Genomic DNA, 23,716 nt, shown 5'->3' with positions numbered 1-23,716 from the left:
TCATCGTTCGCAAATATGTCTATACATATTGAAGCCGACGGCAAGGGAGAGACACATGCAGTGCGACACCCTGTGGATAACTTGCCGTCTGGCCACCCTCGACCCTGCGCGTGAGGGCCTAGGGATCGTCGAAGACGGCGTGATCGCCGCCCGCGACGGCCGCATCGTCTATGCTGGTTCGGCCGATGACGCGCCTGTCTTCGAGGCCGCCGAGACCATCGACTGCGAAGGCCGCTGGATCACCCCCGGCCTCGTCGATCCGCACACCCACTTGGTCTATGCCGGCGACCGCGCCCATGAGTTCGAACTGCGCCTGGCCGGCGCCTCCTATGAGGAGATCGCCCGGGCCGGCGGCGGCATCGTCTCGACCATGCGCGCCACCCGCGCGGCCTCGGAAGAAAACCTGGTCGCCGCCGCCCTGCCCCGGCTCGACGCCCTGATCGCCGAGGGCGTCACCACGGTCGAGATCAAGTCCGGTTACGGCCTGTCCCTCGACGACGAGATCAAGAGCCTTCGGGCCGCTCGGACCCTGGCCGACATCCGCCGCGTCGGGGTCAGCACGACCTTCCTGGGCGCCCACGCCCTGCCGCCGGAATATCGCGACGACAAGGACGGCTACATCGCCCTGGTCTGCGAGAAGATGATCCCGGCCATCGCCGCGCGCGGCCTGGCCGATGCGGTCGACGGCTTCTGCGAGGGCATCGGCTTCTCGCCCGACCAGATCCGCCGCGTGTTCGACGCCGCCAAGGCCCATGGCCTGCCGGTCAAGCTGCACGCCGAGCAGCTGTCGAACCTGAACGGCGCCGCGCTGGCCGCCGAATATGGCGCACTGTCGGCCGACCACCTGGAGCACCTCGACGAGGCCGGGATCGCCGCCATGGCCGCTTCCGGCACGGTCGCGACCCTGCTCCCCGGCGCCTACTACTTCACCCGCGAGCACAAGGCCCCGCCGATCACCGCCCTGCGCGATGCGGGCGTGCCGATGGCCCTGGCCACGGACTGCAACCCCGGCACCTCGCCCCTGACCTCGCCGCTGCTGGTCATGAACATGGCCGCCACGCTCTTCCGGATGACCGTCGAAGAGTGCCTAGCCGGCGTCACGCGCGAGGCCGCGCGGGCGCTGGGCCTCTTGCACGACCGCGGGACGCTGGAGGCCGGCAAGGCCTGCGACCTCGCGATCTGGGACGTCGAGCGTCCCGCCGAACTTGTCTATCGCATGGGCTTCAACCCGCTCCATGCGCGCGTGTGGAGAGGCCAGTGACCAAGCTTGTTCTGAACCCCGGCGACGTGCCGCTGGCGGACTGGAAGGCGATCTATCGCGGCGCGACGGCGACCCTGGCCGAGACCGCCTGGCCGGTGATCGCGCAAAGCGCCGCCGCCGTCGAGCGCATCCTGGCCAAGGGCGAGCCGGTCTACGGCATCAATACGGGCTTCGGGAAACTGGCCAGCGTCCGCATCGGCGATGCCGACCTGGAGACCCTGCAGCGCAACATCGTCCTGTCCCATGCGGCGGGCGTCGGCGAGCCTTCGCCTGTACCCGTCATCCGCCTGATGATGGCCCTGAAGCTGGCCAGCCTGGCGCAAGGCGCCTCGGGCGTGCGGGTCGAGACCGTGCGGATGCTGGAGGAGATGCTGCGCCAGGACCTGATCCCGGTGATCCCGTGCCAGGGCTCGGTCGGCGCTTCCGGCGATCTGGCCCCGCTGTCGCACATGGCCGCGACCATGATCGGGGTCGGCGAAATCTTCGTCGACGGCGAGCGCAAGCCGGCCGCCAAGGCGCTGAAGAAGGCCGGTCTGGAACCCCTGACGTTGGGCCCCAAGGAGGGCCTGGCCCTGCTGAACGGCACCCAGTTCTCGACCGCCAACGCCCTGGCGGGCCTGTTCGAGGCCGAGCTGCTGTTCCAGTCGGCCCTGGTCACCGGCGCGCTCTCCACCGAAGCCGCCAAGGGCTCGGACACCCCGTTCGACCCGCGCATCCACGCGCTGCGCCGCCACGCCGGCCAGATCGAAACCGCCGCCGCCCTGCGCGACCTGATGGCGACCTCGGAAATCCGCGCCTCGCACCTGAAGGAGGACGAGCGCGTCCAGGACCCCTACTGCCTGCGCTGCCAGCCGCAGGTGATGGGCGCGGCGCTGGACGTGCTGCGCCAAGCGGCCACGACGCTGGCGACCGAGGCGAACGGCGTCTCGGACAACCCGCTGATCTTCCCAGAAGCCGACGAAGCCCTGTCGGGCGGCAACTTCCACGCCGAGCCGGTGGCCTTCGCCGCCGACATGATCGCCCTGGCGGTCTGCGAGATCGGCTCGATCGCCGAGCGCCGCATCGCCATGCTGGTCGATCCGGCGCTGTCGGGCCTGCCGGCGTTCCTGACGCCCAAGCCGGGCCTCAACTCCGGCTTCATGATCCCGCAGGTCACGGCCGCCGCCCTGGTCTCGGAAAACAAGCAGAAGGCCTATCCGGCCAGCGTCGACTCGATCCCGACCTCGGCCAACCAGGAAGACCACGTCTCGATGGCCGCCCACGGCGCGCGGCGCCTGATGGGCATGGTCGAGAACGCCACCGCGGTGCTGGGCATCGAGCTGCTGGCGGCGGCGCAAGGCTGCGACTTCCACGCGCCGTTGCGGTCGAGCAAGGCCCTGGAGGCGGTGCGCAAGCTGACCCGCGCCGAGGTCCCTCACTTGGACGACGATCGGCACTTCCATCCGGACATGGAGGCGGCGAACGTCTTGGTGCGGTCGGGCGCGGTGATCGAAGCGGCGGGTGAGCTGCCGGGGGTGTCTTGATGGCGGAGAGGGTGGGATTCGAACCCTGGCTCCAGGTCACGCGCGGCGACGCCCCGCTGATCGTCAGCCTACCGCACACGGGGACCGAGATCCCGCCGGATATCGAAGCCCACCTCGCCTCCCCTTGGCTGGCCCGCAAGGACGCGGACTGGTGGGTGGATCGCCTCTACGCCTTCGCTGAGGGGATGGAGGCTACGATCGTGCGGACGGCGATCTCGCGCACCGTCATCGACGTCAATCGCGACCCGTCGGGCGCCTCACTCTATCCGGGCCAGGCGACGACCGAGTTGTGCCCGACCACCACCTTCGACGGCGAGCCGTTGTACCACCACGGCGGGCCTGACGCGGCCGAGATCGACCGGCGGCGGACGCTGTATTTCGAGCCCTACCACGCCGCCCTGCGCGCCGAGATCGACCGCCTTCGTGCGGTCCACCCGACCGTGGTGCTCTACGAGGCCCACTCGATCCGCTCGCTCGTCCCGCGCCTGTTCGATGGCGAGCTGCCGCAATTCAATCTGGGCACCAACAGCGGCGCCAGTTGCAACGACGCCCTGACCGCCGCCGTCGAGGCCGCCTGCGACGCCTCCGGCCGCAGTCGCGTCACCAACGGCCGCTTCAAGGGCGGTTGGACCACGCGCCACTACGGCCAGCCGGCGACCGGCGTCCATGCCATCCAGATGGAGCTGGCCTGTCGGGGCTACATGGACGACCCGGCCGAGCCGCCGACCGAAGAAACCTGGCCCACGCCCTTCCACGCCGACCGCGCCGAGCCTCTGCGCGTGGTCCTCGAAGACGTCCTTTCCGCCTGCCTCCAGTTCGCGAGAAACGCATGACCCGCCGCGACAACACCCGCGTCATCCGCCCCGCCACCGGCACAGAGCTTTCCGCCAAGTCGTGGCTGACCGAAGCCCCGCTGCGGATGCTGATGAACAACCTGCACCCCGACGTCGCCGAGCGGCCCGAGGAGCTGGTCGTCTATGGCGGCATCGGCCGCGCCGCTCGCGACTGGGAAAGCTTCGACAAGATCGTCGAGACCCTGCGCCGGCTCGAGGACGACGAGACCCTGCTGGTCCAGTCCGGCAAGCCGGTCGGCGTCTTCCGCACCCATGCCGACGCGCCGCGCGTGCTGATCGCCAACTCCAACCTGGTCCCGCGCTGGGCCAACTGGGAGCACTTCAACGAGCTCGATAAGAAGGGGCTGGCCATGTATGGCCAGATGACCGCCGGCTCGTGGATCTATATCGGCGCCCAGGGCATCGTGCAGGGCACCTACGAGACCTTCGTCGAGATGGGCCGCCAGCACTATGCCGGCGACCTGTCGGGCAAGTGGCTGCTGACCGCGGGCCTGGGCGGCATGGGCGGCGCCCAGCCGCTGGCGGCGGTGATGGCCGGCGCCTCGTGCCTGGCCATCGAGTGCCAGCCGTCGCGGATCGAGATGCGCCTGCGCACCGGCTATCTCGACAAGTCCACCGACAATGTCGACGAGGCCCTGGCCTGGATCGAAGAGGCCAACGCCGCCAAGGCACCGATCTCGGTCGGCCTGCTGGGCAACGCCGCGCAGCTGCTGCCGGAGCTCTACAAGCGCGGCGTGCGCCCCGACCTGCTCACCGACCAGACCAGCGCCCACGACCCGATCAACGGCTACTTGCCGGCGGGTTGGAGCCTCGATCAATGGGCCGACGCCAAGGAGCGTGATCCCGACAGCGTCAACCGCGCCGCCCGCGCCTCGATGGCGGTGCACGTGCAGGCGATGCTGGACTTCCAGGCCGCCGGCGTGCCGACCGTCGACTACGGCAACAACATCCGCCAGATGGCGCTGGAGGAAGGCGTCGCCAACGCCTTCGACTTCCCGGGCTTCGTGCCGGCCTATATCCGCCCGCTGTTCTGCCGGGGGATCGGCCCGTTCCGCTGGGCGGCGCTGTCGGGCGATCCCGAAGACATCGCCAAGACCGACGCCAAGGTCAAAGAGCTGATCCCGGACAATCCGCACCTGCACAACTGGCTCGACATGGCCGGCCAGAAGATCAAGTTCCAGGGCCTGCCGGCGCGCATCTGCTGGGTCGGCCTGGGCGACCGCCACCGCCTGGGCCTGGCCTTCAACGACATGGTCGCGTCAGGCGAGCTTAAGGCCCCGATCGTCATCGGCCGCGATCACCTGGACTCGGGCTCGGTGGCCTCGCCCAACCGCGAGACCGAAGCGATGCAGGACGGCTCGGACGCGGTGTCGGACTGGCCGCTGCTGAACGCCCTGCTCAACACCGCCTCGGGCGCGACCTGGGTGTCGCTGCACCACGGCGGCGGGGTCGGCATGGGCTTCTCGCAACACGCGGGGATGGTGATCGTCTGCGACGGCACCGAGGCCGCCGCCAAGCGTATCGCGCGGGTGCTGTGGAACGACCCGGCCAGCGGCGTCATGCGCCACGCCGACGCCGGCTACGACATCGCCCTCGACTGCGCGCGGGAGAAGGGCCTGGACCTGCCGGGGATTCTCTAACGCGCCAGCAGCCCCGCCGCCTCGGCGGGGCTCTTCTTGCCCGTATCGCGGTCGACCGCGTAGTTGGCCGCCTGCATCGCCTTGACGTCGATGCTGCCGCCCAGAGGCGTCAAGGCGTCCAGCAGCCGCCGATCCCCGGCCCGCTTCGGCGAGACCAGGATCACCGCGTCGTACGGCGGCAGCGCGCCCTTGGGGTCGCCCAACAGCACCAGATCGTCGGCCGCGATCCGGCCGTCCGACGAGAAGGCCGAGATCACGTCGGCCTCGCGACTTGCCAGCGCCCGGTACATGAAGGTCGGCTGGAACTGGCGCTTGGACTTGAACTCCAGACCGTAGGCCTTCACCACCGCAGCCCATTCCGGCCGCGAGAAGAACTCCAGATCGCCGCCCATGGTCAGCTGCGGGGCCTTGGTCGCGAGATCGGCCAAGGTCTTCACCCCCAGCGCCTCGGCGCGGTCGCGGCGCATGGCCAGGGCGTAGGCGTTCTCGAAGCCCAGAGGGGCCAGCAGCACCACGCCGTCGCGAGTCTTCAGCTGCGTGCGCAGACCGTCCAGCACCGCCTGGCGGCCGGGGTTGTCCGTCCGGTTCAGGATGTTGGCCCACAGGGTGCCGGAATAGTCGACATAGGCGTCGATCTCGCCGCTGGCGAGGGCGCGGTAGGCGATGACCGAGCCGAGGTTCACGCGCCGCTGCACAACCGCGCCCTGGGCCTCCAGTTTGCCGGCCATCAGCTCGGCCAGGATGTACTGCTCGGAGAAGTTCTTGGCCCCGATGACGTAGGCCGGCTTGCCGTGCGACAGCGCCGCGCCGGCGAGCGGCCCCAGCGCCGCCAGCAGGCCGATCAGCAGGCCCACGCCGCCAACCCACAGCCGTTTGGGCTCCCGCCGCGCCACGCCGCCCTCGATCAGGCCCAGCAGGCCGTCCACGATCAAAGCGAGGCCCGCCGAGGCCGCGCAGCCGACCAGCACCGCCACCCAGTCCTCGGTCTGCAGGCCGGAGAAGATGTAGTCGCCCAACGAGGTCTGGCCGACGGGCGTGGACAGAGTCGCCGCGCCGATCGTCCAGACAGCGGCCGTGCGGACGCCCGCCATGATCACCGGCGCGGCCAGGGGCAGCTCCACGCGCCACAGCCGCTGGCGATCGGTCATGCCCACGCCGCGCGCTGCCTCGACCACGGCAGGGTCGATCCCCGACACACCCGCCGCCGCGTTCCGCAGGATCGGCAGCATCGAATAGAGCGTCAGGGCCAGCAGCGACGGCAGGAAGCCCAGGGCCGGGAAGCCATGGCCCAGCACCTTGGTCGCCAAGCCTGAGAGCAGCAGCAGCACCGGGTAAAACAGCGCCAGCAGCGCCAGGCTCGGGATGGTCTGCACGAGGCCAGCGGCGCCCAGCGAGATCCACTTCAGGCGCGGGTTGCGGGCGGCGGCGATCCCGAGCGGCAGGGCGATGGCCAAGCCCAGGGCCAGGGCCGACGCCGAAAGGGTGACGTGCCAGCCCAAGCGCTCGGGAAGCGCCGCCAGGGCGGCGGAAAGACGATCAGCCACGAGCCAGCTCCGCGAGACGTTCGGCCTGCTTCTTCGGCGCGGCGATCAGGTCGGCGACGACGGGGTCGGGATGGCCCGCCAGGAGGTCACGAGGCGGCGCGTGGGCCCGGAGTTCGCCGCCGGCCATCACCACCACCTCGTCGGCCAGCAGCAGGGCCTCGCCGACGTCGTGGGTGACCATCACCGTGGTCAGCCCCAGTCGCTCGTGCAGCGCCCGGACGTCGTCGGCCAGGGCCGCGCGGGTCACCGGGTCCAGCGCCCCGAAGGGCTCGTCCATCAGCAGGATCGAAGGCCGCGCCGCCAGGGCCCTGGCCACGCCCACGCGCTGACGCTGGCCGCCCGACAGCTGCGACGGCGCCCGGCCGGCGACCTCGCGTGGCAGGGCGACGAGGTCGAGCAGTTCGTCGGTCCGCGTCGCGATCTCGCCCGCCGGCCAGCCCAGCAGCTCCGGCGTGACGCCGATGTTCTGGCCAACGGTCATGTGCGGGAAGAGACCGATCTCCTGGAAGACGTAGCCGATGCCCCGCCGCAGCTCTGGTCCCGGCCGCCCGGCGATGTCCGCGCCGTCCAGCAGCACCCGGCCCGCGCTGGGCGTCGACAGCCCGTTCATCAGCTTCAGCAGCGTGGTCTTGCCCGCCCCCGAGCCGCCGACCAGGGCGACGAACCGGCCCTTGGCGATGGTCAGCGAGGTCGGCGCCAATACCGTCTGGCCGCCGTAAGTCTTGCTGACCTGATCGAGGACGATGGCTTCGGTCATGCGGACTCCGGACGGCGAGAATCAACCATCGCCCCTTCCAAGCGTTGACTCAACGAAGAGGTGCGACAAGGCGGCGCGCGACAGGTCGCCGGGTTCGCACGGGCCGAGTCAATCACGAGCATGGGGGCATGGTTAAGGAGCGTCTCATGACCGTCGCGTCGCAAGCCCGCCCGTTCGATCCGCGTCCCGCTCGCCGGCCCGCCCATCAGTGGCCGCTGGGTTTCGCGGTGCTGGTCGCCTCGGTGCTGAACGCCGTCGTCTGGGGCGGCCTGTTCACGGTCGCCAGAGGCTTCCTCCACCTCTGAGTTTGTTCAGTAAGCGTAGCGTTTCCATCTTCTCCCCTGAAGCAAACTGGGCCGCGTCCTCTCCGGACGCGGCCCTTTCTTTGCTACTCGCCGCTCTTACCCTTTGGCTTTTGCGGCAAGATGGTCGGCGGCAAATCCAGCTCCTTCGCGGCAACCGCCTGCAACGCGTAGTAAGCCTCGTGAACCGCTAGGCTATTGTCCTCGCCGGAAACCCTGTCTCGATCCCCAGGCGCCCGATGGTCAGGTGAGGCTCTTGGCTTCGCGTCGACACCCCAGTCATTGTACATTTGAAATGCCGCAGACATATAATTTTGATAAGCTACGAAAAAATCATCCGTAAGATAAGATCTGAAAGAATAAACAAGAGAGTCACAATCTCTCTTTATTTTTACAAGATCGGATGCGGATAGTTCTTTATATTTTCCAACATAAAGAACATACGAATAAATGCTATTCATCCTAGGGGCCAAGAAACTCCAAATCTCCGCCCTCTTCGTCAGGACGCGTTCGTCCTTTGCAGCGTCGGAGCTTAGCTTCCTCTCCTCCGCTACACGTGCGTCCTGCTTTTGGGAGAGACTTATTTGAACGCTGGCGCCAAAACCAACCACGGCGAGAGCCTGCACCGCGCCAACGACAAGCTTGGCGATTTCCAAAGAATTCCAGGGGTTTGATGGCTTATCGCCTGACGCATGACTGGACATGAGGTCCTCCGCGAAAAACGAAGGGTCACCTCAAGCAAAAAGCCCGTCAAGGTTGTTAAAGTGCAAAAATCACCACCGAGAGAGGAATTAAACTCTCCTTAGATCGGCATCCGCATGATCTCTTGATACGCCGAGATCACCTGGTCGCGCACGGCCATCACCGTTTCCAGGCTGGCTTGCGCGGAGCTGATGGCGGTGACGACGTCGACCAGTTCGGCCTTGCCGGCCACCTGGTCGGCGATCTTGTGCTCGGCGACCTTCGAGGTCTTGGTCGCGCCTTCCATGGCCGACTTCAGCATGTCGCCGAAGTCCATGCCTTTTGGCTTGTCCGAGCCGCCGATCCCACCGATGGAACCGACGCCCATGGCGCCTTGCGAAGCATAGGCCTTGGCGGCCGCGAGCGCGGTGATCATGGCCTAGCCCCTTACTTCTTCAGGATGTCGAGGGTGCGCGATTCCATCGACCGCGCGGTCTCGATCACGTTGAGGTTGGCCTCGTAGGCGCGCTGCGCCTCCTTCATGTCCAGCGCCTCGACCAGCGTGTTGACGTTGGGCAGCTTGACGTAGCCCTTGGCGTCGGCGGCCGGGTTGCCGGGTTCGTATTCGGTCTTGAAGTCGGTCTGGTCGGGATCGACGCGCAGCATCTGCACGCCCTCGGCGCCTTGCACCTTGGTCGGCTTGAACACCGGCACCTGACGGCGGTAGGGATCGCCGCCCGGGGTGCGCGCGGTCGAGTTGGCGTTGGCCAGGTTCTCGGCGATGACCCGCATGCGGCCCTGCTGGGCGCGGAGGGCCGAGGAGGCCACGGCCATGGTCGCCAGCGAGTTGGATTTGATCTCGGGCATCGCTTAGTCCCCTAGCCGTTCGGCTTGCGCGCCGCCTGGCGCAGCATGTCCATGGACTTCTGGTAGAAGCTGATCGCCGCGTCGTAGTTCATCCGCGCGTCGGTCATCTTGAGCATCTGGTCCTCGAGCGAGACAGCGTTGCCGTCCAGCGTGACTTCCGAGTCGACGCCCGCCGACGCCCGCCAGGCGCTGGGAGCGTTCGAGGGGGCCATGTGGGCCGCCGAGGTCTCCATCATCTGGACGCCCGAGGTCGGCGCGGCGCGACCGCCGCGATAGACCGCGCCAGAACCCTGGTTCATCAGCGAGGCCTGGAAGCTGTAGGCCTTGAGGTCGTGGGGTCGGTAACCGGGCGTGTCGGCGTTGGCGACATTCTGGGCGACAAGCTTCTGGCGCTCGGTCAGATAACCGAGGCGGCTCTTGAGCATGCCGAAGAGGGGAATGTCGTCCGGACCCATGGCGATCATGGTGAAGAAACAGGGTTAATTCGGCATTAAGAACCCTCAGGCACACCAGGGTCCTAGGCAGGTTTTACCTGCGCCAAGTTGTCTCGCTTTGGGCGACCATGATCGACATCATCGAGTTCATCCGCGCCCTCGCCGCCCTGGCCGTCACGCTGGGCCTGATCGGCCTGGCCGCCTGGGCGATGCGCAAGTACGGCCCTGACGCCATCGGCCGCGTCATCGCCGCCCGCCAGGACCGCCGCCTGCGGATCGTCGAGAGCCTGGCGCTGGATCCCACCCGCCGCCTCGTGGTCGTCAGCCTGGACGGCGAGGAGCGCCTGGTCCTGCTGGGCGACGGCAAGCTGTTGGACTGGGTCCCGGCCGGCCGTCCCGCTATCGAAGCCGTCGAACAAGCGCCCTCCCCCTCTGTCACGCTTCAGGAGCCCGTGGCCTGATGATCCGCGACCTCTTCAAGACCGTGACAGGGGCGAAGGCCGAGGACGTCCGCCGCGCCCTGGCCATCTCGGCGATCGCGGCCCTTGCCTTTGGCGTGCTGCCGTCCGCGGCGCTGGCCCAGTCGGCGGTGAACATCAACCTCGGCACGGGCGCCGGCCTGACCGACCGGGTCGTCCAGCTGGTCGGCCTGATGACGGTGCTGTCGCTGGCCCCGTCGATCGTGATCATGACCACCTCGTTCGTGCGGATCGTGGTGGTGCTGGGCCTCTTACGCACCGCCATCGGCATCCAGCAGAGCCCGCCCAACCCGGTGATCATCAGCCTGGCGCTGTTCCTGACCGCCATCGTCATGGGCCCGACGTTCGAGAAGTCCTACGACGCCGGCATCAAGCCGCTGCTGGACCACCAGATCGAGCTGCCCGAAGCTTTCGACCAGGCCAGCGGGCCGGTGAAGCAGTTCATGCTGAAGCAGGTCGGCCGCGAGGACCTGGCCTTGTTCGTCCGCCTGTCCAAGGTCCCGGCGAACCAGAAGGCCGAGGATCTGCCGATGAAGGTGGTCACGCCGGCCTTCATGATCTCGGAGCTGAAGCGCGCGTTCGAGATCGGCTTCCTGCTGTTCATCCCGTTCCTGGTCATCGACCTGGTCGTGGCCAGCGTGCTGATGAGCATGGGCATGATGATGCTGCCGCCAGCGACCATCAGCCTGCCATTCAAACTGATCTTCTTCGTGCTAGTGGACGGCTGGCGACTCGTCGCGGGCAGCCTCGTGGAGAGCTTCCAGCGCGGCGGCGGCGGTTAGGCGATTAGCTAGAAGACACGTGACGACATGACTGTTTTTGTCCTGGGCTCGATCAATCTGGACGCCGTGGCGCGGGTCGACGACCTGCCGCGCCCCGGCGAGACCGTGGCGGGCACCTCCCTCGAACTGTTCCTGGGCGGCAAGGGCGCCAACCAGGCGGTCGCCGCCGCCCGGATGGGCGTGGCCACCCGGCTGATGGGCGCCGTGGGCGGCGACGATAGCGGCGTCAGCCTCAAGGCCAAGCTGGCCGGCTACGGCGTGCAGGTCGCCGACGTCATGGAGCTGGAAGGCGTCCCGACCGGCCAGGCCCACGTCTGGGTCGCCAACAACGCCGAGAACATGATCGTCGTCACCGCCGGGGCCAACGCCATGGTCACCGCCCAGCAGGTCGCCGCCACGGCGATCGAGGGCCAGCGGGTGCTGCTCTGCCAGCTGGAAACCCCGGCCACGGCGATCGAGAGCCTGTTCCGCCTGGGCGCGGCCAAGGGCGCGCTGCGCGTGCTGAACGCCGCCCCGGCCCTGCCGCAGGGCGCGGCCCTGTTCCCGCTGACCGACATCCTGATCGTCAACCAGACCGAACTGGCCACCTACGCCAAGCTCGACCGCGAGCCGTCGCGCCTGGAGGAGGTCTCGGTCGCGGCCCGCAAGCTGATGAGCCGCCCCGACCAGACGATCATCGTCACCCTGGGCTCTACCGGCGTCGCCGCCGTGCGCCGCGACGAGGCCTTCCTGGTCGAGGGCAAGAAGGTCAAGGCGGTCGACACCGTCGGAGCCGGCGACTGCTTCTGCGGCAGCCTGTGCGCGGCCCTGGCCGGCGGCATGGACCTGCGGGAGGCCGTCGAGATGGCCAACGCCGCCGCGGCGCTGTCGGTGCAGAAGGCCGGCGCGGCGCCGTCGATGCCGAGCCGGCGCGAGGTCGAGGCGTTCCTGGAGGAGTGATCCTCCAAGACCAGGTGACGCTCGACCGGAAGGTGCGCTAGCATCGCGCATAACCCAGAGGGCGTCACGTGCAGCAGGCCAAGCGGTCGCCTTGGATCATTCCGGCCATGCTGGCCTATCTGGGCGGCTTCCAGGTCGCCCTGGCCTTCTTCCCGCAATTGATGAGCGTGAAGGTTCTGGGTGTTGGGATCGGCCTGTCGCCTGTCCGGATCCGCCCCTCGACCGACACGGTGGATGTTATCGCCTTGGCGCTGGGCGCGGCCCTGCTGGCCCTAGCCGCCGTCTTCATCGCCCAAGCGACCTGGCGTCGGCCAATCTATTGGCAGATTTGGATTCCGCTCTTCGTGGGCGCGCCGGTGTTCGCCGGCGCATTCACCATCACGACGGTCCTCACGATCGACCCTGACCTGGCGATCCGCCACCAGGCGCCAACCCTGTCGGTCGCCGAACGGCAGACCATCCGTCCTTGCCTGGAAGCCCAGCAGCACGCCCGCGCCTCGCTCGGCGACCTGCGCCTGGCCATCCGCCGCTGCGAGGAGGCCTCCCAAACCGTCGATCCCCAGAGCGAGGCGGCCCACTTGGCGGCGCGCTACATCACCCGAGACTATCGTCGCCTGGATCGTTTCCGGCAGTTGGGGGTGGACTAACGGTCCGCGCCTGAAACGCGGGATGCCGGCTGAAGCCTAAGCCGCTCGGATGCCCGAGAAGCCTTCGGTGGCCGCGCCGACCACGGCGTCGTAGCCGAGGATCATGTCGACGTCCTTGCCGTTGCTGGCCAGCGGCAGGCGCAGCCACAGGATCGACATGTGCGGGGCGCCGCGCCAGGCCAGGCTGTGGACGCCGACGCCGGGGCGACGCTCGTCGACCACCTTGTCCAGTTCCTTGCGCCAGTAGTCGAAGGCGTCCTTGTTGTAGACGTCGCCGATCATGCGGCCGGTGATCTCGCGGCCATAGACGCCGTAGAGGCCGGTGCCCGCCAGGCGCAGGCGATAGTCGCGGGGCTGATCGACGACGTCGATCAGGGACACCGTCGGCAGCAGCCGCTTCATGCTCGTAGGATGCAGGTCGACGCGCGCAGGGAGGCTCGCCCCCCGGCGGAGGGACGCCCAGTAGGCGAACATCTCCTGGTGAGCGCGGGCCGCCGTAGCGGATGCGCTCAGTTGCGCGGACATCTTCAGAGTCCTTAACAAGCTATTGGAATCACTTCGATTCACTATCGCTTAAGGAACGAATCGGCGGCAAGTGAAAAACATGTCGCGCGACAAGATTCCCGGGGAGAGTCAATCACCAAGAAGTACGCCCGCCGTCCGGGTTCGGACGACGGGCGCGATGATCTTCGGCATGGCCTTACGGCCAAGCTTTTGTTCTGACTCGGCTATTTCGACTTGCGGGCGGGTTTGCGACCGCCCTGGCCCAGGCCCATCTGCTTGGCCAGGTTCGAACGCGCCTCGGCGTAGTTCGGGGCCACCATCGGGTAATCCTTGGGCAGGTTCCACTTCGCCCGGTACTCTTCCGGGGTCATGTCGTACTTGGTGCGCAGGTGGCGCTTCAGCGACTTGAACTTGCGACCGTCCTCCAGGCAGATCAGGAAGTCGGGGGTGATCGACTTCTTGACCGCGACGGCGGGTTCCTTCGGGGCCGGAGCGGGTTCGACCGCCGGCGCGCCGACGCCGGCGAGGGCCGTATGCACCTGGTGGATCAGCGCCGGCAGGTCCGCGGTCGAGACCACGTTGTTGCCGACATAGGCCGAGACAATACCTGCGGTCATCTCGATCAGGTCGGATTGATCTTCCATCATGGCCTCGCCCGTCGACAAATCTTTTTGTTGATGCGGCTGATTCCTGGATCAGTCGAGGGCTGCATACAAAGATTGGATGCGCCCGGCAATACGGCCTCTACAAAGAGATCGTACGTAATCTTGCAGTGTTCATGGACAGGACATAACCGGCCAGAGGTTGTGTCCCGCATATTGAGTTCCTGAACGAGGTCCAGCGAACACAATGAGATACCGAAGATATCCCGAAATCAACGACCGAAGTCGCGCGACAGCGCCAGCATCGCCGCCCGTTGCGGCGCCGAGTATTCGTCGACGGCCGCTTCGTCGCCGTCGCGGATAGCCTTCAGCAGGGCCGGCGTCAGGGCCGAGGTCAGCGACCAGTTCCAGTAGCGCAGCACCGTCTGGGCGCGATCGACGGCGATGGAGTCGTAGACCGTGAGCACCCGCTCCAGGGCGTGGTCGGTGTGGCCGCTGCGGTCGACCTCCTGCCGGCGCAGGCCGCGCCACAACAGGCGTACGTTGTTGCGCGGCAGGCCGGTGGCCTTGCAGAGGATGGCCAGCGGCTCGCCGCCCGGATCGGTGAAGATCTTGGCGCCGGTCATCGGCTTCAGGCCCGAAAGATACGAGATCTCCTCGGCGATCTCGCGGGTGATGCCGGTCTCGCCGGCGGCGACGGCGGCGTCCAGGCTCTCGAACGGGCTCTTGGCGATGGCGGCGCGGTTGCGCTGGCGGCGCTCGATGAATTGCAGCGCCTTGCGCGACAGCGGGTCCTGCCAGCCCTCGGCCGAGGCCAGGGCGAAGACGTCGCCGACCGCGTCCTGCAGGATCTCGCGCGACACCGCGAAGCGCTGGAGGATGGTCTTGCGCGCCTCGGCGTCGGCCCACCAGAACATGACGTAGGCGTGGCTGGGGCGCAGCTCGGGCCGGCGCAGCAGCATCGGGATCAGGTATTGGGCGTCGCGAGTGGCGGCGACGATGTTCTCGACGCCCTGGTGGCTGAACTTGACCAGGTCGTTGCGCAGCAGGGTCTCGATGACCGGGGACTCGCCCATGTCGATCAGGGCGTCGGCGACCACTTCGCTGACCCCGCGGCGCTGGGCGATCAGCCGGCGGTGATCGATGCTGGACTGATAGAGGCAGGCGATCAGGTCGGCGTCCGACAGTTTCTCGCAATCGACCAGCAAGGCGCGGGCGACCGGCAGCTCGTCGCGCAGCAGCAGGCGCACCAGCACGCCGGGAATCTCGACCAGCGTGGCCAGGCGACGGGCGACCTTCTCGCGCTCGCCGACATTGGCGTCGCGCAGCATCTCCACCAACAGGTCGGCGGTCATCGAGCGTTCGAAGGCGTTGATCCGGCTGGTCGGCAGGCAGACCACGTCCGCCAGCCGCTTGAGCAGGGCCGTGCGCGAGCGCGGCGCGGGGCGGGAGGCCTCCGGCTCTTGGAACGACGACAGGGACGCGGGCTCGCTCATCGGAACGACAAGATCAGATCGTGCTTAACGACCGATGAGCGAAGGCCGCGACAAACTCACCGGAATTCCGGCTCTTCCCACTCCGGCCAGATGTCGGGCAGGTCGGTCGAGACCTTGTTCGGATAGACGGGACCGCGCTTCTCCAGGAACGAGGTCACGCCCTCCTTGGCGTCGCCCGAGGCGCCGCGCGACTGGATGGCCCGGCTGTCGGCCTTGTGGGCCTCCATCGGGTGGGCCGCGCCGGCCATACGCCACAGCAGCTGGCGGGTCAGGGCGACCGAGACGGGGGCAGTGTTGTCGGCGATCTCGCGGGCCAGGGCGCGGGCGGCGGGCATGAGGTCGTCGGGCGCATGCAGCGAGCGGACGAGGCCCTTCTCCAGCGCCTCGGACGCCGGGAACACGCGGCCGGTGTAGCACCACTCCAGCGCCGTCTGCAGGCCCACGAGGCGCGGCAGGAACCAGCTGGACGCGGCTTCAGGATTGATGCCCCGGCGCGCGAAGACGAAGCCGAACTTGGCCTCGGTCGAGGCCAGGCGGATGTCCATCGGCAGCTGCATGGTCACGCCCACGCCGACCGCCGCGCCGTTGATGGCGCCGATGATGGGCTTGAGGCTCTCGTACATCCGCAGGGTCACGCGGCCGCCGCCGTCGCGATAGACATCGCCGACCTTGCCCTCCTCGCGCTCGACCGCCTGGGGCGAGGAGCGATCGAAGGTGGATCCGCCGCCGCCCAGGTCGGCCCCGGCGCAGAACGCCCGGCCCGCGCCGGTGATGATCACGGCTTTGACCGCATCATCGGCGTCGGTGATGTCCAGCACTTCCAGCATGTCCTTCATCATCCGGGCGGTGAAGGCGTTCATCCGCTCCGGACGGTTCAGGGTGATCGTCGCGATCCCGTCCTCGACGGCGTAGAGCAGGGTCTCGAAGGTGGGTTGCGACATGGGGGCGGTCCTCGTGATTTGCAGGCAGTCAAACACGCGTATGAAATGGCGGCAAGATAGATGCTCCCCCTCTGGGCGAGCTGTCGCGGAGCGACTGAGAGGGCCTGCTCGGCCTATGCCGCGCTGCCCCCTCCGGCCCTCTGGGCCACCTCCCCCAGAGGGGAGGATCTACCGCCCTACCCCCGCTTCACGCCCAGCTTGCTGATCGCGTGCACGAAGTTGTTCGGCGCGATCTCGATGTTCCCCGTCCACGTCAGGTCCGGGAAGCGCGCCAGGATCTGGCGATAGGCCTCCTCCAGTTGGATCTGGGCCACGCGCTTGCCGATGCAGGTGTGAGGGCCGTAGCCGAAGGCGATGTGCTTGCCGGCGTTGGGCCGCGTCACGTCCAGCGTGTCGGGCTCGGGGAACATCTCCGGATCGCGGTTGGCCGCGCCGTAGTACATCACGACTTTCTCGCCTTCGCGGATCAGCTGGCCGTCGACCTCGACATCGGCGGTGGCCGTGCGGCGCATATAGATCACCGGGCTGACCATGCGGATGAACTCGTCCACCGCGCCGCCCAGCAGCGACGGATCGTCGATCAGCTTCTGCTTCTGGTCCGGAAACTCGGTCAGCAGCTTCATCGCGCCCGACAGGGTGTTGCGGGTGGTGTCGTTGCCCGCGAACACGATCAGCAGCCACGAGCCGTCCAGGTACTCGTCGGCCAGCAGAGAGCCATCGACCTGAGCGCGCGCAATGGCGGTCATCAGGTCTTCCTTCGGGTCCTCGCGGCGCTTCAGCAGCATCCGACGGCCGTACTCGAACATCTCCTCGACGCCGTTGTTGAAGTCCTGGACGAACTGCATCAGCTCCAGGGTCGGGGCGATCGGGGCGGCGGCGTTTTGCACCGCCAGGTCCTGGGCGCGCTCCAGATAGTGCATCCAGCCCAGGAACTTCTGCCGGTCCTCGGGCGGCACGCCCAGGATCTCGCACAGGGTGAACAACGGCAGGATCGAGCTGAAGTGCTCGACCATGTCGATCTCGGCGCCATCCGCCAGCATCGGCTCCATCGCGTCGAGCAGCCGGGTGACCTCGGCCCGCACCCGCTCGGTCAGGCCGCGCAGGTAAGCCGGCGTGAAGTACGGCATGTGCTCGCGACGCAGTTGCAGGTGATGCGGCGCGTCGAGATTGATCATGGTGTCCATCGACGCCCGGAACAGCAAGGCATGGCGCTTATCGGGCGGCCCCATCGACATCAGGATGCCGCCGCGCTGGGACGAGAAGGTCGCCGGGTCGCCGTTGACCCGCTGGACGTCCTCGTACTTGGTCAGCGCCCAGAAGCCGGGACCGTCGAACGGCTCGGGATGCCACATGACCGGAGCGTCGGTGCGCATCCGCGCGAAGTCCGCCCAGGGCTGGCCCTTGGTGAAGCGGAAGATGTCGGCGAGATCGACGCCGGCGAGCGTCGGATAGGTCGGCGGCGCGCCCGGACCGGCGATGCCGTCCACCACTGTCTGGCTGATCAGGTCCATGTCGCGCCCCCCATTTTTGAACGCCGTTCTTTGAGGCGACGATAACCCGGAAACGCGTCGGAGGAACGGCGCCGCGACGGCAACTTGCGCGATCCCGAAAGGTGGGCGCATGCTCCCAACTGAACATCGATCACGCGGGGCACACGCGCGACGGTTCCAGGGAGAGAAGCGATGACCGGGATCATCGAGGCCGACTACGTCATCGTGGGCGCGGGCTCGGCCGGCTGCGTGCTGGCGGCAAGGCTGTCCGAGGGCGGCAAGTTCAAGGTCGTGCTGCTGGAGGCCGGCGGCGACGATCGCCCGACCAAGAACCTCTCCCAGTTCGCCTCGAACCTGATGATCCACATCCCGGTCGGCTACTCGTCGACGCTGAAGGATCCCAAGGTCAACTGGCTGTACCAGACCGAGCCCGACCCCGGCACGGGCGGCCGCACCCACGTCTGGCCGCGCGGCAAGGTGCTGGGCGGCTCGTCCTCGATCAACGGCCTGCTCTACATCCGCGGCCAGCACGCCGACTATGACGGCTGGCGGCAGCTGGGTTGCGAGGGCTGGGGCTGGGACGACGTGGCCCCCTACTTCCGCCGCGCCGAGCACCAGGAGCGCGGCGACTGCGACTGGCACGCCACCGGCGGCCCGCTGAACGTCTCGGACGTCACCACCAAGCACCCGGTCTCGGACGCGGTGATCGCGGCCTGCGAGCAGGCTGGCATCCCGCGCAACGACGACGTCAATGGCGGTGAACAGGAGGGCGCGACCTACTACCAGCTGACGGTCAAGAACGGCCAGCGCTGCTCGGCGGCGGTGGCCTATCTGCACCCAGCCATGAACCGCCCGAACCTGACGGTCGAGACCAACGCCCTGGCCGGCAAGGTCCTGTTCGAGGGCAAGCGCGCGGTCGGCGTCGAGTTCACCCAGAATGGCGTCAAGCGCGTCGCCAAGGCGCGCGGCGAGGTGATCCTGGCCGGCGGCGCGATCAACTCGCCCCAGCTCCTGCAGCTGTCGGGCGTGGGGCCGGCCGAGCTGCTGCTGCGCAACGGCGTGCCGGTGATCCAGGACCTGCCCGGCGTCGGCGAGAACCTCCAAGATCACTACGTGATGAGCGTGCGCTATCGGCTGAAGGCCGGCGTCGTCTCGGTCAACGAGCAGTCCAAGGGCGGCCGCCTGGCCGGCGAGGCGCTGCGCTACCTGTTCCAGCGCAAAGGCCTGCTGACCCTGTCGGCCGCCCACATCGCCGCCTTCTGCAAGTCGCGCCCGGACCTCTCGGGTCCGGATATCCAGTTCCACATCCTGCCCGCGACCATGGACCTGAATAAGCTGGTCAACGAGCAGAAGATGGAGCTGGAAGACCAGCCTGGCCTGACCATCGCCCCCTGCCAGCTGCGCCCCGAAAGCCGTGGCCACGTGCGGATCAAGTCGGCCGATCCTTCGGTCTATCCGACTATCTTCGCCAACTACCTGGCCGATCCCCTGGACCAAGAGGTGGCGGTCGCGGGCCTGAAGTGGGGCCGCAAGATCGGCGAGGCCGCCGCGCTGTCGCCCTATATCGAGAGCGAGATCAATCCCGGGGCTGAGTTCACCACCGACGAGCAGCTGCTGGCCTATGCCCGCCTGTCGGGCTCGACGATCTATCACCCGGTCGGCACCTGCCAGATGGGCCAGGGCGTGATGGCCGTGGTCGACGCCCAGCTCCGCGTGCGCGGGATCGAAGGCCTGCGCGTCGTCGACGCCTCGGTCATGCCGCGCCTCGTGTCCGGCAACACCAACGCCCCCACGATCATGATCGCCGAGAAGGCCAGCGACATGATCCGCGAGGCGGCGAAGCAGACGGTGGCCGCCTGATCCCTTTCCTTGTCATCCCGGAAGCCTCGCAGAGGCTGTCCTGGACCCAGGGGTCGGCGCACTGCGGTTGCCCCTGGGTCCCGGCTCTCCGCTTCGCTGCGGCCGGGATGACAAGCGGAATTTGCTGAACAACAGACGCAGAGGTCCCGGACATGCACCCCTACCTCCACGCCCAATCCCAAGGCGACAAGGCCGCCTATGTTATGGCCGGCTCCGGCGAGGTCGTGACCTACGCCCAGCTGAACCAGCGCTCGAACCAGGGCGCGCATCTCTTCCGCTCGCTGGGCCTGCGCCACGGCGACGTCATCGCCATCCTGATGGAGAACAACGCCCGCTTCTTCGAGGTCGCCTGGGCGGCGCAGCGGGCGGGGCTCTATTTCGTCTGCGTCTCGACCAAGCTGACGGCGGCAGAAGTCGAGTACATCCTGAAGGACTGCGGGGCGAAGGTTTTCATTACCTCCACCGCCATGGGCGCGCTGATCGACGAGGTCGCACCGCTGGTCCCCGGCCTGACCCTCTACGCCGTCGGCGGCCCGCACGGCCCCTATGCCGACTTCGAGGCGGCCCGCGCCGATCAGCCGACCACGCCGATCGCCGACGAGAGCGCCGGCTCGGACATGCTCTATTCGTCGGGCACCACCGGCCGGCCCAAGGGCGTAAAGCCGGCGCTGTCCGGTGGCCCGATCGACGCGCCCAACGCCTTGCAGATGATGGCCCAGGGCCTGTTCGGCTTTTCCGGCGACAGCATCTACATCTCGCCCGCCCCACTCTACCACGCCGCCCCGCTGCGCTGGTGCATGACCGTCCACAAACTGGGCGGCACCGTGATCGTGCTGGAGAAGTTCGATCCCGAGCAGGCGCTAGCGCTGATCGAGCAGCACAAGGTCAATTGCGGCCAGTTCGTCCCGACCCACTTCGTGCGGATGCTGAAGCTGCCCGAGGAAGTCCGGGCGAAATATGACGTCTCGTCGATGAAGTCGGCGATCCACGCCGCCGCCCCCTGCCCCGTCCCGGTCAAGGAACAGATGATCGCCTGTTGGGGTCCGGTGATCTACGAATACTACGCCGGCACCGAGGGCAACGGCTTCTGCTGGATCAATTCCGACAACTGGCTGGCCCACAAGGGCAGCGTCGGCCAGGCCGTGCTGGGCGAGCTGCGCATCTGTGACGACGCCGGCGACCCGGTCCCGCCGCGCACCGAAGGCGCGGTCTATTTCGCCAACGGCCCGGCGGTGAACTATCACAACGCCCCCGACAAGACCGCCGAGAGCTACAACAAACACGGCTGGACGACGCTGGGCGACGTGGGCTGGGCCGATGAAGAGGGCTACCTCTACCTGACCGACCGCAAGAGCTTCATGATCATCTCGGGCGGGGTGAACATCTATCCGCAGGAGATCGAGAACCTGCTGATCACCCACCCCAAGGTCGCCGACGCCGCCGTGGTCGGCGCGCCCTGCGAGGAGATGGGCGAGAAGGTCGTGGCCGTCATCCAGCCCATGGACCACACCGAGGACCAGACCGCCCTGGCCGCCGAACTCCTGGCCTTCGCCCGCGCCAACCTCAGCCATGTGAAGTCGCCGAGGCGGATCGACTTCATGGCGGAGCTGCCCCGGCATCCGACCGGCAAGCTCTACAAGCGGCTGATCCGCGATGCGTACTGGGGCAAGGGCGAGAGCCGGATCGTCTAGGGTTTGAGGGGCGCATAGGGCGTCGTGGGACGCGCGTGCAGCCAGCCTCCGTCATTGAGCCAGTCGGCCAGACGGTCGGGCCAGTGCTGGATCGTCAGGCTCTCCGAATGGTTGGCGATGTTGAAGCCGTGGTCCATGTCGGCGAACAGGTGCAGCTCGGCCGACACCCCCGCCTTGCGCAGCTGCGCGTAGAGGGTCATGGCCGGCTCGGCGCAGCATGGGTCCAGCGTGCCGGCGGCGATGAAGGCCGGCGGAGCGTCGGCCACGGCCTTGGCTGGAACCCCAAGCGGCCCGGGATAGACCAGCACCTGGAAGTCGGGACGCGCACTGACGGCCTCGACCGGATCGCTCGAGGGGGCTGAAGGCGGCGCGGGATTGTCGGCGACCAGCTCGACCAGCTCGCCGCCGGCCGAGAAGCCCATGACGCCAATCCTTCGCGGATCGACGCCATACTGCTCGGCATTGGCCCGCACCCAGCGGACCGCCCGGCGCAGGTCGGCGGCGGCGTCGCGCTCGATCGCATAGGTCGATCCCGCCTCACGCGACAGACGGTACTTCAGGACGAAGACGGTGACGCCGTAGCGGTTCAGCGCCTTGGCCGGTCCCATGCCCTCATTGACGAAGACCAGCATGCGATGGCCGCCGCCGGGCGCGATGATGATCGCCGCGCCATTGGCGTGGCGCGGGTCGGGCTGCAACACCGTCAGGGACGGGCTGTGAACGTTGCGCACATAGGTGTTCTCGACAATCTCGGGCTCGTTGGCGCGTGCCTCCGAGCCGGGCGCGCCGTGCGGCCAGAGCGGGACCGTCGGGTTGATCTGCGCCATCGCGGAGAGCGGCGCGACCAGCAGCGCCATGACGACCAGAGCTTTGACGAGCATGCTGAGCCTCCCACGCTTTCCGCCCAGACTCCACGTTTCGGCGCGCGTTCCCATCACGACCAAAGTCTAGGGCGGCGCCCGCGCGAATTTGTTCTTTTCGATCCCTAATGTCACCGCACGGCCTAGCTGGCGTTGCCCACGAGGCCAAATGCCGTAAGGCTTTGGCGCATGTTCGCCGCCCTGCTCGACCGCCTGCCCAAGACCGCCACCGCGCCGTTCTGTCCCGCCGAGGTGCGGGGCGCGGTCGCCGTGCCCGACGGCCTGCCGACCTGGAAGCGGATGCTGCGGGTCGCGGGACCGGGCCTGCTGGTCAGCGTCGGCTACATGGACCCCGGCAACTGGGCGACCGACATCGAGGCGGGGTCGCGCTACGGGACATCCCTGCTGTTCGTCGTGGTGCTGTCGAGCCTGGCGGCGATCGTCCTGCAGACCCTGTCGATGCGGCTGGGCCTGGTCACCGGCAAGGACCTAGCGCGGATGTCGCGCGAGCGGTTCGGGGCGCGGACGGTCAAGGTCCAGTGGCTGCTGGCCGAGCTGGCCATCATCGCCTGCGACATCGCCGAGGTGCTGGGCAGCGCCCTGGCCTTCAAGCTGCTGCTGGGCATCCCGCTCTGGGCCGGGGTGCTGCTGACGGCGCTGGACACGGTCATCGTGCTGGGCCTGAAGGGCAAGGGCTTCCGGCAGTTGGAGGCGATCATCCTGGGCCTGATCTCGACGGTCGGGATCTGCTTCCTGGTCCAGCTGATCCTGGCCCCGCCCAACGCCGGCGACGTGGCGCGCGGGCTGGTCCCGTCGCTGGACGCCTTGAAGCAAGGCAACGCCCTGTACCTCGCGATCGGCATCCTGGGCGCGACGATCATGCCGCATAACCTCTACCTGCACTCGGCGATCGTGCAGACGCGGGTGACGCCCGCCGACGAGCCCGGCAAGCGCGCCGCCCTCCGCCTGTCGACGATCGACACCGTCGTCTCGCTGGTGCTCGCCCTGTTCATCAACGCCGCCATCCTGGTGCTGGCGGCCTCGGCCTTCCACGGCAAGGGCCTGACTGAGGTGGCCGGCATCGAGGAGGCGCACAAGCTGCTGGCCCCGGTCACCGGCGGCGTGCTGGCCGGCGTGCTGTTCGCCATCGCCCTGTTCGCCTCGGGCCAGAGCTCGACCTTCACCGGCACCATCGCCGGCCAGGTGATCCTGGAAGGCTTCCTGGACCTGAAGATCCCCTGCTGGCAGCGGCGGCTGATCACCCGGGGCCTGGCGATCGTCCCAGCGCTGATCGGGGTGCTGACGCTTGGCGAGCACTCGGTCGGCAAGCTCCTGGTGCTGACCCAGGTGGTGCTCTCGGCCCAGCTGCCGTTCGCCATCTGGCCGCTGCTGCGCTTCACCGACGACAAGGCGCTGATGGGGGCCTTCGCCAACGGCTGGATCACCAAGATCGTGGCCTGGTTCCTGTTCGTGGTGATCTCGGCGGCGAACGTCTGGCTGGTGGTCAGCACGTTCAGCTAGCCCCCTTCCCCCTTGGATGGGGGAAGGGTTGGGGATGGGGG

The 23,716-nt window shown here is 67.9% G+C and carries 24 protein-coding genes and 1 pseudogene; 12 read left to right on the top strand and 13 right to left on the bottom strand.

Annotated features, from left to right (window positions below; genetic code table 11):
- The first annotated feature begins 55 nt into the window (after positions 1-55).
- From hutI to hutU, 4 genes are read left to right on the top strand one after another with little or no spacing between them, the layout of a single operon-like run.
- Positions 56-1,261: an imidazolonepropionase gene (gene hutI, locus AC07YH_RS14565; protein ID WP_494747689.1), complete on the top strand. Its 1,206-nt coding sequence runs from the start codon at positions 56-58 to the stop codon at positions 1,259-1,261.
- The gene (hutH, locus tag AC07YH_RS14560) at positions 1,246-2,784 is read left to right on the top strand and encodes a histidine ammonia-lyase (RefSeq protein ID WP_494747688.1); all 1,539 of its coding nucleotides are present in this window, start codon (positions 1,246-1,248) and stop codon (positions 2,782-2,784) included. The genes hutI and hutH overlap by 16 nt, the downstream gene beginning before the upstream one ends.
- 11 nt (positions 2,785-2,795) lie before the next feature.
- Positions 2,796-3,617, top strand: coding sequence for an N-formylglutamate deformylase (hutG, locus tag AC07YH_RS14555; protein WP_494747687.1), 822 nt, complete (start codon positions 2,796-2,798; stop codon positions 3,615-3,617).
- Positions 3,614-5,278, top strand: a complete 1,665-nt coding sequence (gene hutU, locus AC07YH_RS14550; protein ID WP_494747686.1) for a urocanate hydratase — start codon at positions 3,614-3,616, stop codon at positions 5,276-5,278. Before hutG ends, hutU begins: the two co-directional genes overlap by 4 nt.
- Here the strand turns inward: hutU and AC07YH_RS14545 are convergent.
- On the bottom strand, positions 5,275-6,822 hold the full coding sequence (locus AC07YH_RS14545; RefSeq protein ID WP_494747685.1) for a glycine betaine ABC transporter substrate-binding protein: 1,548 nt from the start codon (positions 6,820-6,822) through the stop codon (positions 5,275-5,277). The two genes, hutU and AC07YH_RS14545, sit on opposite strands and share 4 nt — an antisense overlap.
- Positions 6,815-7,579, bottom strand: coding sequence for an ATP-binding cassette domain-containing protein (locus AC07YH_RS14540; RefSeq protein WP_494747684.1), 765 nt, complete (start codon positions 7,577-7,579; stop codon positions 6,815-6,817). The genes AC07YH_RS14545 and AC07YH_RS14540 overlap by 8 nt, the downstream gene beginning before the upstream one ends.
- A 146-nt stretch (positions 7,580-7,725) precedes the next feature.
- On the opposite strand from AC07YH_RS14540, the gene AC07YH_RS14535 reads away from it, so the two are divergent.
- A complete protein-coding gene (locus AC07YH_RS14535; protein WP_494747683.1) occupies positions 7,726-7,884 on the top strand; it encodes a hypothetical protein in 159 nt (52 codons plus the stop codon).
- An 83-nt stretch (positions 7,885-7,967) separates the two neighbouring features.
- Here the strand turns inward: AC07YH_RS14535 and AC07YH_RS14530 are convergent, their stop codons facing one another.
- The 4 genes from AC07YH_RS14530 to flgB all read right to left on the bottom strand — a co-directional run bounded on the left by AC07YH_RS14530 (position 7,968) and on the right by flgB (position 9,884).
- Positions 7,968-8,585 carry a hypothetical protein gene (locus tag AC07YH_RS14530; RefSeq protein WP_494747682.1) on the bottom strand — a complete coding sequence of 206 codons (618 nt, stop codon included), beginning with the start codon at positions 8,583-8,585 and terminating at the stop codon, positions 7,968-7,970.
- Positions 8,586-8,683: 98 nt separating this feature from the next.
- Positions 8,684-8,998, bottom strand: coding sequence for a flagellar hook-basal body complex protein FliE (gene fliE / locus AC07YH_RS14525; protein WP_494747681.1), 315 nt, complete (start codon positions 8,996-8,998; stop codon positions 8,684-8,686).
- Between the two features lie 11 nt (positions 8,999-9,009).
- Positions 9,010-9,429, bottom strand: a complete 420-nt coding sequence (flgC, locus tag AC07YH_RS14520; protein ID WP_494747680.1) for a flagellar basal body rod protein FlgC — start codon at positions 9,427-9,429, stop codon at positions 9,010-9,012.
- 11 nt (positions 9,430-9,440) lie between these two features.
- The gene (gene flgB / locus AC07YH_RS14515; protein ID WP_494747776.1) at positions 9,441-9,884 is read right to left on the bottom strand and encodes a flagellar basal body rod protein FlgB; all 444 of its coding nucleotides are present in this window, start codon (positions 9,882-9,884) and stop codon (positions 9,441-9,443) included.
- A 110-nt stretch (positions 9,885-9,994) separates the two neighbouring features.
- Here flgB and AC07YH_RS14510 point away from each other — a divergent pair, with 110 nt between their 5' ends.
- The 4 genes from AC07YH_RS14510 to AC07YH_RS14495 all read left to right on the top strand — a co-directional run bounded on the left by AC07YH_RS14510 (position 9,995) and on the right by AC07YH_RS14495 (position 12,710).
- On the top strand, positions 9,995-10,324 hold the full coding sequence (locus AC07YH_RS14510) for a FliO/MopB family protein (protein ID WP_494747775.1): 330 nt from the start codon (positions 9,995-9,997) through the stop codon (positions 10,322-10,324).
- Positions 10,324-11,124 carry a flagellar type III secretion system pore protein FliP gene (fliP, locus tag AC07YH_RS14505; RefSeq protein ID WP_494747679.1) on the top strand — a complete coding sequence of 267 codons (801 nt, stop codon included), beginning with the start codon at positions 10,324-10,326 and terminating at the stop codon, positions 11,122-11,124. The genes AC07YH_RS14510 and fliP overlap by 1 nt, the downstream gene beginning before the upstream one ends.
- 27 nt (positions 11,125-11,151) lie before the next feature.
- Positions 11,152-12,063 (top strand): ribokinase, encoded by a 912-nt coding sequence (locus AC07YH_RS14500; protein ID WP_494747678.1) that lies wholly within the window; start codon positions 11,152-11,154, stop codon positions 12,061-12,063.
- A gap of 68 nt (positions 12,064-12,131) precedes the next feature.
- Complete coding sequence (locus AC07YH_RS14495; RefSeq protein ID WP_494747677.1) at positions 12,132-12,710, top strand: hypothetical protein; 579 nt, start codon at positions 12,132-12,134, stop codon at positions 12,708-12,710.
- A 36-nt stretch (positions 12,711-12,746) separates the two neighbouring features.
- On the opposite strand, the gene mopJ is transcribed toward AC07YH_RS14495, so the two are convergent.
- From mopJ to AC07YH_RS14470, 5 genes are all read right to left on the bottom strand, one after another.
- The gene (gene mopJ, locus AC07YH_RS14490; protein ID WP_494747774.1) at positions 12,747-13,241 is read right to left on the bottom strand and encodes a motility/cell cycle regulatory protein MopJ; all 495 of its coding nucleotides are present in this window, start codon (positions 13,239-13,241) and stop codon (positions 12,747-12,749) included.
- A gap of 197 nt (positions 13,242-13,438) precedes the next feature.
- Positions 13,439-13,858, bottom strand: coding sequence for a Ros/MucR family transcriptional regulator (locus AC07YH_RS14485; protein ID WP_494747676.1), 420 nt, complete (start codon positions 13,856-13,858; stop codon positions 13,439-13,441).
- Positions 13,859-14,088: 230 nt separating this feature from the next.
- Positions 14,089-15,312: a DUF2336 domain-containing protein gene (locus AC07YH_RS14480; RefSeq protein ID WP_494747675.1), complete on the bottom strand. Its 1,224-nt coding sequence runs from the start codon at positions 15,310-15,312 to the stop codon at positions 14,089-14,091.
- Between the two features lie 56 nt (positions 15,313-15,368).
- The gene (locus AC07YH_RS14475) at positions 15,369-16,253 is read right to left on the bottom strand and encodes a crotonase/enoyl-CoA hydratase family protein (protein WP_494747674.1); all 885 of its coding nucleotides are present in this window, start codon (positions 16,251-16,253) and stop codon (positions 15,369-15,371) included.
- A 176-nt stretch (positions 16,254-16,429) separates the two neighbouring features.
- Positions 16,430-17,764, bottom strand: a complete 1,335-nt coding sequence (locus AC07YH_RS14470; RefSeq protein WP_494747673.1) for a cytochrome P450 — start codon at positions 17,762-17,764, stop codon at positions 16,430-16,432.
- 171 nt (positions 17,765-17,935) lie between these two features.
- Here AC07YH_RS14470 and AC07YH_RS14465 point away from each other — a divergent pair, with 171 nt between their 5' ends.
- The gene (locus AC07YH_RS14465) at positions 17,936-19,603 is read left to right on the top strand and encodes a GMC family oxidoreductase (protein WP_494747672.1); all 1,668 of its coding nucleotides are present in this window, start codon (positions 17,936-17,938) and stop codon (positions 19,601-19,603) included.
- A gap of 11 nt (positions 19,604-19,614) precedes the next feature.
- Here AC07YH_RS14465 and AC07YH_RS14460 read toward each other — a convergent pair.
- Positions 19,615-19,761, bottom strand: a pseudogene (locus AC07YH_RS14460) (hypothetical protein); the annotation flags it as partial.
- Here AC07YH_RS14460 and AC07YH_RS14455 point away from each other — a divergent pair.
- Positions 19,756-21,294: an acyl-CoA synthetase gene (locus AC07YH_RS14455; RefSeq protein ID WP_494747671.1), complete on the top strand. Its 1,539-nt coding sequence runs from the start codon at positions 19,756-19,758 to the stop codon at positions 21,292-21,294. The pseudogene AC07YH_RS14460 and the gene AC07YH_RS14455 overlap by 6 nt on opposite strands.
- On the opposite strand, the gene AC07YH_RS14450 is transcribed toward AC07YH_RS14455, so the two are convergent.
- Positions 21,291-22,175 carry an alpha/beta hydrolase gene (locus AC07YH_RS14450; RefSeq protein WP_494747670.1) on the bottom strand — a complete coding sequence of 295 codons (885 nt, stop codon included), beginning with the start codon at positions 22,173-22,175 and terminating at the stop codon, positions 21,291-21,293. The genes AC07YH_RS14455 and AC07YH_RS14450 overlap by 4 nt on opposite strands.
- Before the next feature lie 168 nt (positions 22,176-22,343).
- Between AC07YH_RS14450 and AC07YH_RS14445 the strand changes: the two genes are divergently transcribed.
- Entirely contained in the window at positions 22,344-23,675 is a 1,332-nt protein-coding gene (locus tag AC07YH_RS14445; RefSeq protein ID WP_494747669.1) for an Nramp family divalent metal transporter, read from the top strand.
- Positions 23,676-23,716: the final 41 nt, after the last annotated feature.

The organism is Caulobacter sp. GW456-12-1-14-TSB4 (assembly GCF_059424195.1).
The sequence above is the reverse complement of the archived record's forward strand: the minus strand, read 5'-3'. Positions and strand labels throughout refer to the sequence as shown.

Bases quoted from the DNA above. Each gene is read 5' to 3' on its own strand.
- AC07YH_RS14475 (WP_494747674.1), bottom strand. From the start codon at position 16,253: ATGTCGCAACCCACCTTCGAGACCCTGCTCTACGCCGTCGAGGACGGG.
- fliP (WP_494747679.1), top strand. From the start codon at position 10,324: ATGATCCGCGACCTCTTCAAGACCGTGACAGGGGCGAAGGCCGAGGAC.
- fliE (WP_494747681.1), bottom strand. From the start codon at position 8,998: ATGATCACCGCGCTCGCGGCCGCCAAGGCCTATGCTTCGCAAGGCGCC.
- AC07YH_RS14445 (WP_494747669.1), top strand. From the start codon at position 22,344: ATGTTCGCCGCCCTGCTCGACCGCCTGCCCAAGACCGCCACCGCGCCG.
- flgB (WP_494747776.1), bottom strand. From the start codon at position 9,884: ATGGGTCCGGACGACATTCCCCTCTTCGGCATGCTCAAGAGCCGCCTC.
- AC07YH_RS14540 (WP_494747684.1), bottom strand. From the start codon at position 7,579: ATGACCGAAGCCATCGTCCTCGATCAGGTCAGCAAGACTTACGGCGGC.
- AC07YH_RS14485 (WP_494747676.1), bottom strand. From the start codon at position 13,858: ATGGAAGATCAATCCGACCTGATCGAGATGACCGCAGGTATTGTCTCG.
- flgC (WP_494747680.1), bottom strand. From the start codon at position 9,429: ATGCCCGAGATCAAATCCAACTCGCTGGCGACCATGGCCGTGGCCTCC.
- AC07YH_RS14465 (WP_494747672.1), top strand. From the start codon at position 17,936: ATGACCGGGATCATCGAGGCCGACTACGTCATCGTGGGCGCGGGCTCG.
- AC07YH_RS14470 (WP_494747673.1), bottom strand. From the start codon at position 17,764: ATGGACCTGATCAGCCAGACAGTGGTGGACGGCATCGCCGGTCCGGGC.
- AC07YH_RS14480 (WP_494747675.1), bottom strand. From the start codon at position 15,312: ATGAGCGAGCCCGCGTCCCTGTCGTCGTTCCAAGAGCCGGAGGCCTCC.
- AC07YH_RS14535 (WP_494747683.1), top strand. From the start codon at position 7,726: ATGACCGTCGCGTCGCAAGCCCGCCCGTTCGATCCGCGTCCCGCTCGC.
- AC07YH_RS14500 (WP_494747678.1), top strand. From the start codon at position 11,152: ATGACTGTTTTTGTCCTGGGCTCGATCAATCTGGACGCCGTGGCGCGG.
- AC07YH_RS14530 (WP_494747682.1), bottom strand. From the start codon at position 8,585: ATGTCCAGTCATGCGTCAGGCGATAAGCCATCAAACCCCTGGAATTCT.
- hutU (WP_494747686.1), top strand. From the start codon at position 3,614: ATGACCCGCCGCGACAACACCCGCGTCATCCGCCCCGCCACCGGCACA.
- AC07YH_RS14455 (WP_494747671.1), top strand. From the start codon at position 19,756: ATGCACCCCTACCTCCACGCCCAATCCCAAGGCGACAAGGCCGCCTAT.
- AC07YH_RS14450 (WP_494747670.1), bottom strand. From the start codon at position 22,175: ATGCTCGTCAAAGCTCTGGTCGTCATGGCGCTGCTGGTCGCGCCGCTC.
- hutI (WP_494747689.1), top strand. From the start codon at position 56: ATGCAGTGCGACACCCTGTGGATAACTTGCCGTCTGGCCACCCTCGAC.